We start from the raw sequence: 13,186 nt of genomic DNA, 5'->3' as shown, positions 1-13,186 counted from the left end.
AAAACGCCGCCCTCACGCGGGGGGCGGCGTTCGACCGGAACCGGCGCGGGATTACTTGGCCGGCTTGATGCCTTTTGCGGCAAACGGTGCCTTGATATCGGACACGTTGCTTGGCGTCGGCTTGGCAGGCCGCGCGTCGGCTTTGGACTTTTTCTTCTTGTTGGCGAGCTTGTCACCCATTGTCTTGGACCTTTGTTCAAAGACGCAAGGGGCAGCGATATGCGGCCCCTGAACCCGACGCTGCGCCCCTTACCGCCCCCGGTCTGATCCAAATTCGACGCAATGGTCTGAATCCGACATTTTGCATCCGGTCGTTGGCAGGATGCCGTGCATCGGCCAGAACGCGCTTGTCAATTTCCACACAGGCAGCACAGCGGCTCCTGTAAAATTTATTGCTGGATGGCACGTGTTTTAGGCGCAAGCTCTTGCTCTTGCCCGCGGCTCTGGCCTACCAAAAGTGATACGCGTTCACGGGAGGGAGCCGCTTATGGGGTATCACGACATTTACAAAAGCTGTCAGGACGATCCTGAAGCCTACTGGTTAGAGCAATCCAAAGCCATCGACTGGGAGGAAGCTCCGCGTCAGGCGCTGTTCGAAAAAGGTAATGATCTGTACGAATGGCTCGCGGATGCCAAGGTAAATGCGTGTTACAACGCCGTGGACCGGCACGTCGAAAACGGCCGCGCCGATCAGGTGGCGATTATCCACGACAGCCCGATCACCGGCACCCAGACCAAGATTACTTTTGCCGAGCTGCAAACCCGCGTCGCCGCCGTCGCAGGTGTGCTGCAGGCGAATGGCGTGGGCAAAGGCGACCGCGTGATCATCTATATGCCGATGGTCCCCGAAGCACTTGAGGCGATGCTGGCTTGTGCGAGGATCGGGGCGGTGCATTCGGTTGTATTCGGCGGCTTTGCGTCAAACGAGCTAGCCGTGCGGATCAACGACTGCACCCCCAAAGCCATCATCGCCGCGTCCTGCGGGTTGGAACCTTCGCGCGTGGTGGCCTACAAGCCGCTGCTGGACGGGGCCATCGAACAGGCCGACCATAAACCCGATTTCTGCCTGATCCTGCAGCGCAAACAGGCCCCCTGCGATTTGATACCGGGGCGCGACCTGGATTGGCACGACGCGCAAGAAGGCACGCCCCCTTCCCCCTGCATTGCGGTCGAGGGCAACCACCCCGCCTACATTCTTTACACCTCGGGCACGACCGGCGCGCCCAAGGGCGTCGTGCGCCAGACCGCTGGCCATCTGGTTGCACTGAACTGGACGATGAAGAACATCTATAACGTCGATCCCGGCGACGTGTTCTGGGCCGCGTCCGATGTGGGCTGGGTCGTGGGCCACAGCTATATCTGCTATGGCCCGCTGGTGCATGGCAACACGACAGTCGTGTTCGAAGGCAAGCCCGTGGGTACACCTGATGCGGGCACCTTCTGGCGCGTTATCTCTGAACACAATGTGCGCAGCTTCTTTACCGCCCCCACCGCGATCCGCGCCGTCAAACGCGAAGACCCCAAGGGCGAAGAGATCGGGAAATACGACATTTCGTGCTTGCGTGCGCTTTATCTGGCGGGGGAACGGGCCGACCCCGATACCGTGATCTGGGCGCAAGAAAAGCTGGGCAAACCTGTCTATGACCATTGGTGGCAGACCGAAACCGGCTACACCATCGTCGGCAACCCCGCGGGGCTCGAGGCGCTGCCGGTCAAGGTCGGCTCCCCCACGGTGCCGATGCCCGGCTATGATGTGCAGATTCTGAACGAGGCAGGCGAACCACAGCCTGCAGGCACGCTCGGCTCTATCGCGATCAAGCTGCCCCTGCCCCCCGGCACGCTGCCAACCTTGTGGAATGCCGAAGAGCGGTTTCGCAAAAGTTACCTCACGACCTATCCGGGATATTACGAAACCGGCGATGCGGGAAAGATTGATGAGGACGGATATCTTTATATCATGGCGCGCACCGATGACGTGATTAACGTCGCGGGCCACCGCCTATCGACCGGCGCGATGGAGGAAGTTCTGGCAAGCCACCCTGATGTTGCCGAATGTGCCGTGATCGGCGTCAGCGATCAGCTGAAGGGACAGGCCCCGATGGGGTTTGTCTGCCTGTCCAAAGGCGTCAACCGTCCGCGTTCAGAGATCGAAGCCGAATGCGTAAAGCTGGTACGAGACCAGATCGGGCCTGTTGCGGCCTACAAAATGACGTTGGTGGTGGACCGCCTCCCTAAAACCCGTTCGGGCAAGATCCTGCGGGCCACGATGGTCAAACTCGCGGATTCGGAGCCCTTCAAGCTGCCTGCCACGATCGATGATCCCGCCATTCTGGACGAGATCAAGGCAGCGCTGCAAACCATCGGATATGCCAAGGTCACCTAAGCGCCGTCGTGTCCCCAAACGTAAAGAAGGCGGCTCATTGAGCCGCCTTCTTTATTCAATCACTGGGCAGGTTAATGCTTGGCGACGAAACCGTCGACTTGACGCTCAGCCTCGTCCTTGGCCACGCCGTAGCGAGCCTGGATCTTGCCGACCAACTGGTCGCGCTCACCGGCGGCCTCTGTCAGGTCATCGTCGGTCAGATCGCCCCATTCTTCTTTAACCTTACCGGTCATCTGGCTCCAGTTACCTTTGATTGTATCCCAATTCATGTCAGGTCTCCTTTTGCTATAATTCCAAACGATGAAAGCACCATATTGGCCCCTCATGCGTCTCGGAATTTCAACGCGCAAAAGCCGATGCGGTTCCGCCTGTCGCGCGGATTAGTTGAACTGTTCACTGATCAGCCGTTCTTCCAACCCATGACCCGGATCGAACAGAATACGGTGTTCAATCAGCGGGTCTGACGCAATTTCGACGACCACGACATCCCGGTACGAATTACCGTCCGCATCAGCCATCACCGGACGCTTGGCGGGCTCCAGCACATCAAAGCGCACGGTCACCGTTTTCGGCAGCAAGGCCCCGCGCCAGCGGCGTGGCCGAAACGCCGCCATCGCCGTCAGGGCCAGCACGTCCGCGCCAATCGGCAGGATCGGGCCGTGTGCGGAATAGTTATAGGCGGTGGACCCGGCAGGCGTCGCCACCAGTGCGCCATCGCAGACCAATTCTTCCATCCTAACGCGCCCATCGACGCTAATGCGCAGCTTGGCCGCCTGCGGGCCCTCGCGCAGCAGGGCGACCTCGTTCAGGGCCAGCGCTTTGGACGTTTCGCCATTCGCATGGGTCGCGACCATCACCAACGGGTTAATCACCGCTTCCTCGGCGGCACGTAGCCGCGCCACCAAATCTTCCTCGGCATAGGTGTTCATCAAGAACCCGATCGTGCCGCGGTTCATCCCATAGACCGGCGTCGACAATTCTTGCGAGTCGTGCAGTGCCTGCAGCATGAACCCGTCGCCCCCTAGGGCCACAATCACTTCGGCCTCTTCGCGCGTGGCATTGCCATATCGGGCGCTGAGCGCGGTCAGCGCATCTTGTGCAACATCAGAGCGGCTTGCGATAAAAGCGATCTTCATGGGCGGATGTTTCCAATGAGGGATATTCACAGTCAAAAGAACCACATATCGCGCGGGCCTACCAGCTTTGCCGCATATGACGGTGCGACCGGCGTAATACGACCTTCACCCCCGTACCGGATTAAGCTAGACCACCTGCAACCCGTATCTGCAGTCAAAGGAACCATGCCCATGACCGGTTTTTTCACCACCCCCCTGTCCGAAGCCGATCCCGAAATCTTTGGGTCCATCACAGACGAGCTGGGCCGCCAGCGTAACGAGATCGAACTAATCGCCTCCGAGAACATCGTCTCTGCGGCTGTTATGGCGGCGCAAGGGTCAGTGATGACCAACAAATACGCCGAAGGGTACCCGGGCCGTCGCTATTATGGCGGGTGTGAATTTGTCGACGTGGCAGAAAACCTGGCCATTGAACGCGCCTGCAAACTGTTCAACTGCGACTTCGCCAACGTCCAGCCGAACTCTGGCTCGCAGGCAAACCAGGGTGTGTTCACCGCGCTGCTGCAACCCGGCGACACCATTCTGGGGATGAGCCTGGACGCGGGCGGCCACCTGACACACGGGGCCAAGCCGAACCAGTCCGGCAAGTGGTTCAACGCCATCCAGTACGGCGTGCGCAAGGAAGACAATCTGCTCGACTATGATCAGGTCGAAGCGCTGGCCAAAGAGCACCAGCCAAAAATGATCATCGCAGGGGGCTCTGCCATCCCGCGCCAGATCGATTTCAAACGCATGCGCGAAATTGCCGATATGGTCGGTGCTTACCTGCACGTAGACATGGCGCATTTTGCCGGTCTGGTTGCAGCGGGCGAACATCCCTCGCCTTTCCCCCACGCGCATGTGGCCACAACCACAACCCACAAAACCCTGCGCGGACCGCGCGGCGGCATGATCCTGACCAACGACGAAGCGCTGGCCAAAAAGTTCAACTCGGCCATCTTCCCCGGCATTCAGGGTGGCCCGCTGATGCATGTCATCGCGGCCAAAGCCGTGGCCTTCGGCGAAGCGCTTAAGCCCGAGTTCAAGACCTACATCCAGCAGGTCGTTAAAAACGCCCAGGCCCTCAGCGACCAGCTGATCAAAGGCGGGCTCGACACGATCACCCACGGCACTGATACACACCTGCTACTGGTCGACCTGCGCCCCAAAGGCGTCAAAGGCAACGACACCGAAAAAGCACTGGGTCGTGCGCATATCACCTGCAACAAAAACGGCGTACCGTTTGACCCTGAAAAGCCCATGGTCACCTCCGGCATCCGTCTGGGCTCGCCCGCTGCAACCACCCGCGGGTTTGGAGAGGATGAATTCCGCCAGATCGCTGACTGGATCATCGAAGTCGTCGACGGGTTGGCCGCCAATGGGGCCGACGGCAACGCCGACGTCGAAGCAAAAGTCAAAGCCGAAGTCGAAGCGCTTTGCGCCCGCTTCCCGATCTACCCCGACCTCTAAAGCGCCGCGCTCCGGGCCCATCCAAATGGGATAAAATCCCGGGGGGCCCGCAAGGGCGGGGCAGCGCCCCACCAACGCCTTACGCAAAAGCCCCGCCTGCATTTCTGCGGCGGGGCTTTTGTTATTGTGCAGCTTCTCTACCTGTCGCGTTAAATGTACCCGCGCCACCATAGAAAGGTGATAAAGGCGACCGTGACGAACAACAGGTTGAACGCCACGCTGGCGGCAAGGTGCAGCAACCGGTCCTTGCGCCGCTCGACCACGTCGATGCCTTCGATGTGGGTCATCACCTCGGCATAGGCGGCCTGCGTCGTCGCACCGTCAAGCTGTCGTGCCACCTTGGGATTGCGCGACATAAAGACCGCCTGCGCAAAGACTTTGCCTTGGCGCTGCACCCGCGCTGGCAAGCGGCGTCCGGCACGGGCCAGTGCATGAGAGACATCGCGCCCCTGCACGCCCAATTTGTCCTGCAACCCACGTTGCAATTCCTCTGCTTTGTTATCTAGGTCTTTTTGATCCAACATGGGGCGACCTTAAACGCTCTGGCACATTGGCTGCAATGGCCCTACATCTTTGGGCATGTTGAATTATACCGAATATGGCACCGCTACCGACGCCCCCGCCCTGTTAATCGTGCATGGTCTTTTCGGGTCTGGGCGCAACTGGGGTGTGATTGCCAAACGTCTGTCCGACCAGCGCCACGTGATCACGGTCGACATGCGCAACCACGGGGACAGCCCGCGTGCGCAAAGCCAAAGCTACCCCGAGATGGCGACTGATCTGGCCGAGGTCATCCGACACCTTGGCGCGCCGATGGATGTCTGCGGGCATTCGATGGGCGGGAAGGCCGCGATGATGCTGGCGCTGAACCATCCCGAACTGGTGCACCGACTGGTGGTGGCCGATATCGCCCCCGTCACCTATGGCCACAGCCAGCAGGAATTTATCGACGCGATGCGCAGCGTTGATCTGGCCACGCTCGCCCGCCGCTCTGACGCGGCAGAGCAACTGGCCGCTGCTGGCGTTGAGCCCGCGCTACAAAGCTTTTTCACCCAGTCACTGGATGTGCCCAACAAGACGTGGAAGCTCAATCTTGATGTGCTTGAAGCCGATATGTCCAAAATCGTCGGCTGGCCCGACGGGGTGGACGGGCAATATGAGGGGGCGACGCTATTTTTGTCCGGCGGTGCCTCGGCCTATGTCAAATCCGAAGATCGCCCCGTCATCAAGGGGCTGTTCCCGCAGGCCCGCTTTGCCAAACTGCCGGGCGCAGGCCACTGGCTACATGCGGAAAAGCCGCGCGACTTCGAGGCCTCTTTGCGGGCATTTCTGACCCTTGGTTAAGGGAAACCGGCACCGCGCGGCATAACGCTGCGTGCCTGCTACGCGGGTGTTGCCTGAAAACACGCCCCCTATCCCGATATGCCCCCTTGCACCTCTGTCCCCAAGGCCTATAACGCGGAGAATTTGCAAACATCCGGGGGCCTGAGCCATGCCAAAAAGAACCGATATCCAGTCGATCATGATCATTGGAGCGGGGCCCATTGTCATCGGTCAGGCGTGCGAGTTCGACTACTCCGGCGCGCAGGCCTGCAAGGCCCTGAAAGAAGAAGGCTACCGGGTCATCCTCGTGAACTCCAACCCTGCGACGATCATGACCGATCCCGGGCTGGCAGATGCCACCTACATCGAACCCATCACCCCTGAAATTGTCGCCAAGATCATCGAAAAAGAACGCCCCGACGCGCTGCTGCCGACAATGGGCGGCCAGACCGGGCTGAACACATCGCTCGCGCTCGAAGAGATGGGCGTGCTGGAGAAATTCAACGTCGAGATGATTGGCGCGAAACGCGAAGCCATTGAAATGGCAGAGGATCGCAAACTTTTCCGCGAAGCGATGGACCGGTTGGGCATCGAAAACCCCAAGGCAACCATCGTCACAGCGCCGGTTGCGGCCAGCGGCAAGAAAGACCTTGCGGCGGGGGTTCAGCTTGCGCTCGACGCGCTGGACTATGTCGGCCTGCCCGCAATTATCCGCCCTGCCTTTACCATGGGCGGCACCGGCGGTGGCGTGGCCTATAACCGCGACGATTACGAATTCTACTGCCGCTCGGGCATGGACGCGTCGCCAATGGGGCAAATCCTGATCGACGAAAGCTTGCTTGGCTGGAAAGAGTTCGAAATGGAGGTGGTGCGTGACACCGCTGACAATGCGATCATCGTTTGCTCGATCGAGAACATCGATCCGATGGGTGTACACACAGGCGATTCGATCACCGTGGCCCCTGCCCTGACGCTGACCGACAAAGAATACCAGATCATGCGCAACCACTCGATCGCCGTGCTGCGCGAGATCGGCGTAGAGACCGGTGGCTCGAACGTACAATGGGCCGTGAACCCCGCTGACGGGCGCATGGTTGTGATCGAAATGAACCCCCGCGTGTCGCGGTCCTCGGCGTTGGCCTCCAAGGCGACGGGTTTCCCGATTGCCAAGATCGCAGCCAAGCTGGCTGTCGGCTTTACACTCGATGAACTCGACAACGACATCACCGGTGTGACGCCTGCCTCGTTTGAGCCGACAATCGACTATGTCGTCACCAAGATCCCGAAGTTCGCATTCGAAAAATTCCCTGGTTCCGAGCCCTATCTGACGACGGCGATGAAATCTGTGGGCGAAGCGATGGCCATTGGCCGCACGATCCACGAGTCGCTGCAAAAGGCGCTGGCGTCGATGGAATCCGGGCTGACCGGCTTTGACGAGGTCGACATTCCCGGGCTCGACAGCGATCTGCCCGCCGATGCGGCGCAGAACGAAGCCGCCCTGATTGCCGCGATCAGCAAGCAAACGCCGGACCGGATGCGCACCATTGCGCAGGCGATGCGTCACGGCATGTCTGACGTGGATATCCACGGCGTCACCATGTTCGATCCGTGGTTCCTTGCCCGCATCCGCGAGATCGTCGATGCCGAAGCAGAGGTCCGCAAGGATGGTCTGCCGCTGACCGAGGATGGCATGCGCAAGCTCAAGATGATGGGCTTTACCGACGCGCGTCTTGGCACGCTGACAGGTCGCGAAGAAGACAACGTGCGCCGTGCCCGTCTGAACCTTGGCGTCAAGGCCGTGTTCAAACGGATCGACACCTGCGCCGCCGAATTCGAAGCGCAAACACCCTATATGTATTCGACCTACGAGGCTCCGGCTTTTGGCGAGGTCGAATGCGAAGCCCGCCCCAGCGATCGTAAAAAAGTCGTCATTCTAGGCGGTGGTCCGAACCGGATCGGCCAAGGGATCGAGTTTGACTATTGCTGCTGTCATGCCTGTTATGCGCTGACCGACGCGGGCTATGAAACGATCATGGTCAACTGTAACCCTGAAACCGTGTCGACCGACTATGACACGTCGGACCGGCTGTATTTCGAACCCGTCACCTTTGAACATGTGATGGAAATTCTGCGGGTCGAACAGGAAAACGGCACGCTGCACGGCGTCATCGTTCAGTTCGGCGGCCAGACACCGCTGAAGATCGCGCAAGCGCTGCAAGAGGCGGGCATCCCGATCCTTGGCACCACGCCCGACATGATCGACCTTGCCGAAGACCGCGAACGGTTCCAGCAGCTGGTGCAATCGCTGGGCCTGAAACAGCCGCATAACGGTATCGCCCACTCCGACGCCGAAGCGCTTGAGATCGCAGCAGACATCGGCTTTCCGCTGGTGATCCGCCCGTCTTACGTTCTGGGCGGCCGCGCGATGGAGATTGTGCGCGATCAGGCCAGCCTTGAACGGTATATCCGCGAAGCCGTTGTCGTATCAGGCAAAAGCCCCGTGTTGCTGGACCACTACCTGTCCGGTGCGGTTGAACTTGACGTAGATGCGCTGTCAGACGGCACCGACGTTCATGTCGCCGGCATCATGCAGCACATCGAAGAGGCCGGCGTGCACTCGGGCGATAGCGCCTGTTCGCTGCCGCCCTACTCACTGAGCAGCGAGATTATCGCAGAGGTCGAAAAACAGACCAAGGCGTTGGCGCTGGCGCTGAACGTTGTGGGCCTGATGAACATCCAGTTTGCGGTTAAGGATGGCGAAATCTACCTGATCGAAGTCAACCCGCGTGCCTCGCGCACCGTCCCGTTTGTTGCCAAGGCGACAGACAGCGCGATTGCGTCAATCGCGGCACGGATCATGGCCGGTGAAAAGCTTTCGGCCTTCCCATTGCGTGCGCCCTACCGCGATGATGCCGCCTATGACGACGTGCTACCCTTGGGCGATCCGATGACGCTGGCCGATCCGAACATGCCTTGGTTCTCGGTCAAAGAAGCGGTGCTTCCCTTTGCGCGTTTCCCCGGTGTCGACACGCTGCTAGGGCCAGAAATGCGGTCCACCGGCGAGGTCATGGGCTGGGACCGCGACTTCCCGCGTGCCTTCCTGAAGGCCCAGATGGGGGCCGGCAACCCGCTGCCGCGGTCGGGCTGTGTGTTCTTCTCGGTCAAGGATATGGACAAGTCAGAAGAGATGCTGACCGCCGCCCGCATCTTGCTGGACCAAGGGTTCACCCTGCGCGCCACCCGCGGCACTGCGGCTTGGCTGACAGAGCATGACATCGCCTGCGAGATCGTGAACAAGGTCTATGAGGGCCGTCCGAACATCACCGATATGATGAAGGACGACGCGATCCATCTGGTGCTGAACACCACCGAAGGCACGCAAGCGGTTGAGGATAGCAAATCCATCCGCTCTATCGCGCTGTATGACAAGATCCCGTATTTCACCACGGCTGCCGGTGCCTATGCCGCTGCGTTGGCCATCAAGGCGCAAGCCGAAGATGAAATCGGCGTTAAATCGCTTCAGGGCTAAACGCCCTCGTGGACCTGCGCCGCGCCGGATTGCTTGGCGCAGGTCCCCCCTTTCCTCCCCCTCATTGTCCCCTGCCCTTGTCTGCCAGCGCCCGCTGGTCTTGACCCGGCAGCCGTTCTTTGGCCTACTCGGACAACGCTGAAAAAGGTTTACCCATGTACACACCCGCCATTACTGGTAGCGGCATTTTTACGCCGGAACAGGTCATCACTAACGCCGAGCTGGTCAAGGCGTTCAACGCCTATGCCGATCTGTACAACCTCGAACATGCCGCCGAGATCGAGGCAGGAGAGCTGCCCGCCAAGGAACACTCTTCGGAGGAGTTCATCGTCAAGGCATCGGGCATCGAGCAGCGCTATGTCATGGATAAGACGGGTATTCTTGACCCCAAAGTGATGCATCCGCTGCTGCGTCAGCGATCAGATGACGAACCCGGCCTGATGGCCGAGATGGCTCTGGATGCGGCGCAAAAGGCACTAAAACAGGCAGGCAAGACTGCCGCTGATGTGGATGCCGTGATCTGCGCGGCATCGAACCTCGAACGCGCCTATCCGGCGGTCGCGATCGAAATTCAGCAGTTGCTGGACATCAATGGCTTTGCCTTTGACATGAACGTTGCCTGTTCCTCCGCGACCTTCGGCATCCAAGCGGCGGCTGATATGATCCGCTCCGGCTCGATCCGCTCGGCGCTGGTGGTCTGCCCCGAGATATGCTCGGCCCACCTGGAATGGCGTGACCGGGACTGCCACTTTATCTTTGGCGATGTGGCAACGGCCGTGTTGATCGAACGCGCAGAGGATGCGTCTGGCCCTTATTTTGAAATCAAATCAACCCGTTGCGCGACCGAATTTTCCAACAACATCCGCAACAACAACGGTTTCTTGCGTCGCTCGCGCCCCGATGGCGTGGCAGACCGGCGTGACATGCAGTTCATGCAAAACGGACGTAAGGTGTTCAAGGAAGTGCTGCCCATGGTCGCCGAACACATCGCGGGCCACATGGCCCACGAAGGGGTCGAGGCCACGGACCTGAAGCGTCTCTGGCTGCATCAGGCGAACAAATCGATGAACGACTTTATCGGTCGCAAAGTGCTTGGGCGTGAGCCCGAAGCAGGCGAGCAGCCGAATATCCTGCAAGACTACGCCAACACATCCTCTGCCGGATCCATCATCGCGTTTTCAAAATACTCTGACGATCTGGTCGATGGTGATACCGGCCTGATCTGTTCGTTCGGGGCTGGCTATTCGGTAGGCTCTGTTCTGGTCCAGCGTCGGGGCTAGATCAGATGCGGCCCACCGTTCGTCGCCGCGACGGTGGGTCATTTCTGCAGCGGTCTGGACGGTTTCTTGATGGTTGCGCCAACGGGTACATCTCGATCTTGAACGCGGCGGCTGCCTGACGCTAAAGAGGGCCATGGCAAAGCTTTACTTTCATTATTCAACTATGAACGCGGGCAAATCGACCGTGCTGTTGCAGGCAGCGCATAACTATGTCGAACGCGGCATGGTGCCCTATCTGATGACCGCGAAATTCGATAATCGCGCAGGCGACGGGCGCATCGCGTCTCGCATCGGCATCGGGCATGAGGCCGACACCTTCGAGACGGGCGAAGATTTGCTGGCCAAGATTGAACAGCGTCTCGCCTCCGGCCCTTGCGCCTGTATCTTTATCGACGAGGCACAGTTTCTAAGCCCCGATCAGGTCTGGCAACTGGCGCGTGCGGTGGATGATCTGGGTGTGCCGATCATGTGCTATGGTTTTTCTGATATGTTGTTATTCTTCCCTATTTCAGTCGTTCCTTTAGGTCTTGATTTACCCCCCGAAGCGCACTAAGAACAAAGCATGAACTCCAAAAGATTTAAGCCATCATCTTTTATAAGCGCCAAACCAACACCGCACGAACGGGCAATTTCGACCGCTATTATTTGTCAAAGAACCAACTTGCCGGTTCGCGCAGCGACTTCATTTTTGGTCGCGCTGGAGCAGGGAAACCTGATGGATGCACTTATGAGCAATCCAGCCACACGCAGTTTCACACAAGCGGGCCGTGAGCAAAGTCAGTTGAAATTTGGTAGAATGAAGTATGCCCCCCAATCCTTGCTTAAATATCATCAACATCTTTTGCATTTCCTTGCTTGGTGCGAATACCGCGGTAAGGAAGACGGTAATTTCGAACGATTTTCTTGGAAACACCTTACAGCCTATAGAAAGGTGGGATTAAATTCGGCTGGGTCTTTGGAAGAATATGAGCGCGACCAAACTGATAAACGGCGCCCCGACCTAAGGTCTGCCAGCCCGAGTCAAGTTCTGACACGTATAGGCATAGCGAACTCTTTCTTATTGTTTTGCACTGCAACCGGCTATCGGAAAAAGGCCTTCTCACCCTATTTAGCGACCGTCAACAAATCTTACCTCGATAGGCATGAACTTCGGCATAAGCACTGGGAAATACCTGAAGTCGAAGACTTGGCGAACTGGGTTCGAAACCAAAATAGCGTGAGGAATCGCGTAGCAGCAGGTCTTATGGCTTTCGGCGGCCTAAGAGTGCAAGATATGCTTCAAATGCAGTGTGGCGACATCCCGAAGTTGCTTGATGCGAAGCCTATCGGTACCTGGCGCGTAGGCATCCCAGTCTTTGGCAAAGGGCGGAAGTGGCGAACTACTTCAATACCAAATTGGGTATATACTGACCTGCTTGAATTCGTCGGGCCTGAACGTCGCAAACTCAGAGAATATTGGGCTCTTCGAGGCAAGACTTTGCCTATGGGAAAAGATGCACCCGGGGAGTGTCATGAACTTTGTGTATCTGGTCTGGCCCATGCGGGTTTTAGATACAGTCACGCATTGAAGCGATCCTCAAACATTATGGCGAAATGATTGCGGGCCGCAAACCATTCTCGAACATTTCGGCCGCCTTTCTCAAACTTGCGGATCGCCAAGTAGATCAGCTTCGTGGCTGCGTCTTCGGTCGGGAACGATCCCCGCGTCTTAATCGATTTGCGGATTACACGGTTCAAGCTTTCAATTGCGTTGGTGGTGTAGATAGAGGTGGTCGCGGAAATTCGGACCGGCTGTTAAGATGGATCGCATGATGAAAGTGACGATCCAAAATGACAAAACGAAAGAACCATTCGCCAGAATTCAAAGCCCGTGTTGCGCTTGAAGCGATCCGTGAGGAGATGACGCTGGCAGAGCTGTCCAAGAAATACGGCGTTCATCCGACTCAGATCGGCACATGGAAGCGGGCGGCGATAGAAAATATGGCGACGGCATTCACGCGCCGAGGTGCTGCACCAGAACAGGTTAACGCGGCTGAAGTCGATAAGCTGCATTCCAAGATTGGCCAACTCGTGGTGGAGCGAGATT

Annotated in this window: 11 protein-coding genes and 2 pseudogenes; 8 read left to right on the top strand and 5 right to left on the bottom strand. The window is 58.4% G+C overall.

Annotation, left to right across the window (positions count from 1 at the left end; genetic code table 11):
• Positions 1–51 precede the first annotated feature (51 nt).
• On the bottom strand, positions 52–180 hold the full coding sequence (locus tag BLQ98_RS11790) for a malic enzyme (protein ID WP_093733516.1): 129 nt from the start codon (positions 178–180) through the stop codon (positions 52–54).
• 307 nt (positions 181–487) lie between these two features.
• Here BLQ98_RS11790 and BLQ98_RS11785 point away from each other — a divergent pair, with 307 nt between their 5' ends.
• The gene (locus BLQ98_RS11785; protein ID WP_093733515.1) at positions 488–2,383 is read left to right on the top strand and encodes a propionyl-CoA synthetase; all 1,896 of its coding nucleotides are present in this window, start codon (positions 488–490) and stop codon (positions 2,381–2,383) included.
• A gap of 71 nt (positions 2,384–2,454) precedes the next feature.
• Here BLQ98_RS11785 and BLQ98_RS11780 read toward each other — a convergent pair whose 3' ends face one another.
• Together BLQ98_RS11780 and BLQ98_RS11775 are read right to left on the bottom strand one after the other, a co-directional pair.
• Positions 2,455–2,652 carry a CsbD family protein gene (locus tag BLQ98_RS11780; RefSeq protein ID WP_093733514.1) on the bottom strand — a complete coding sequence of 66 codons (198 nt, stop codon included), beginning with the start codon at positions 2,650–2,652 and terminating at the stop codon, positions 2,455–2,457.
• A gap of 111 nt (positions 2,653–2,763) precedes the next feature.
• On the bottom strand, positions 2,764–3,519 hold the full coding sequence (locus BLQ98_RS11775; protein ID WP_093733513.1) for an NAD kinase: 756 nt from the start codon (positions 3,517–3,519) through the stop codon (positions 2,764–2,766).
• A gap of 171 nt (positions 3,520–3,690) precedes the next feature.
• On the opposite strand from BLQ98_RS11775, the gene glyA reads away from it, so the two are divergent.
• Positions 3,691–4,968, top strand: coding sequence for a serine hydroxymethyltransferase (gene glyA, locus BLQ98_RS11770; protein ID WP_093733512.1), 1,278 nt, complete (start codon positions 3,691–3,693; stop codon positions 4,966–4,968).
• Positions 4,969–5,117: 149 nt separating this feature from the next.
• Here glyA and BLQ98_RS11765 read toward each other — a convergent pair whose 3' ends face one another.
• The gene (locus BLQ98_RS11765) at positions 5,118–5,492 is read right to left on the bottom strand and encodes a hypothetical protein (RefSeq protein ID WP_093733511.1); all 375 of its coding nucleotides are present in this window, start codon (positions 5,490–5,492) and stop codon (positions 5,118–5,120) included.
• 55 nt (positions 5,493–5,547) lie between these two features.
• Here BLQ98_RS11765 and BLQ98_RS11760 point away from each other — a divergent pair, with 55 nt between their 5' ends.
• The 5 genes and pseudogenes from BLQ98_RS11760 to BLQ98_RS18095 all read left to right on the top strand — a co-directional run bounded on the left by BLQ98_RS11760 (position 5,548) and on the right by BLQ98_RS18095 (position 12,697).
• Entirely contained in the window at positions 5,548–6,312 is a 765-nt protein-coding gene (locus tag BLQ98_RS11760) for an alpha/beta fold hydrolase (RefSeq protein ID WP_093733510.1), read from the top strand.
• Between the two features lie 148 nt (positions 6,313–6,460).
• Entirely contained in the window at positions 6,461–9,820 is a 3,360-nt protein-coding gene (gene carB / locus BLQ98_RS11755; protein WP_093733509.1) for a carbamoyl-phosphate synthase large subunit, read from the top strand.
• A 155-nt stretch (positions 9,821–9,975) separates the two neighbouring features.
• A complete protein-coding gene (locus BLQ98_RS11750) occupies positions 9,976–11,100 on the top strand; it encodes a beta-ketoacyl-ACP synthase III (RefSeq protein WP_093733508.1) in 1,125 nt (374 codons plus the stop codon).
• Between the two features lie 133 nt (positions 11,101–11,233).
• A pseudogene (locus tag BLQ98_RS11745) lies at positions 11,234–11,629 on the top strand (AAA family ATPase); the annotation flags it as partial.
• Positions 11,630–11,662: 33 nt separating this feature from the next.
• On the top strand, positions 11,663–12,697 hold the full coding sequence (locus tag BLQ98_RS18095; protein ID WP_141135323.1) for a site-specific integrase: 1,035 nt from the start codon (positions 11,663–11,665) through the stop codon (positions 12,695–12,697).
• Here BLQ98_RS18095 and BLQ98_RS11740 read toward each other — a convergent pair.
• Positions 12,658–12,864, bottom strand: a pseudogene (locus BLQ98_RS11740) (transposase); the annotation flags it as partial. The gene BLQ98_RS18095 and the pseudogene BLQ98_RS11740 overlap by 40 nt on opposite strands.
• 66 nt (positions 12,865–12,930) lie before the next feature.
• Here BLQ98_RS11740 and BLQ98_RS18485 point away from each other — a divergent pair.
• A partial coding sequence (locus BLQ98_RS18485) for a transposase (protein ID WP_141135322.1) occupies positions 12,931–13,186 on the top strand: 256 nt, incomplete at its 3' end.

This window comes from Sulfitobacter litoralis, from assembly GCF_900103185.1.
In the GTDB taxonomy this organism is placed as follows: domain Bacteria; phylum Pseudomonadota; class Alphaproteobacteria; order Rhodobacterales; family Rhodobacteraceae; genus Sulfitobacter; species Sulfitobacter litoralis.
The sequence above is the reverse complement of the archived record's forward strand: the minus strand, read 5'-3'. Positions and strand labels throughout refer to the sequence as shown.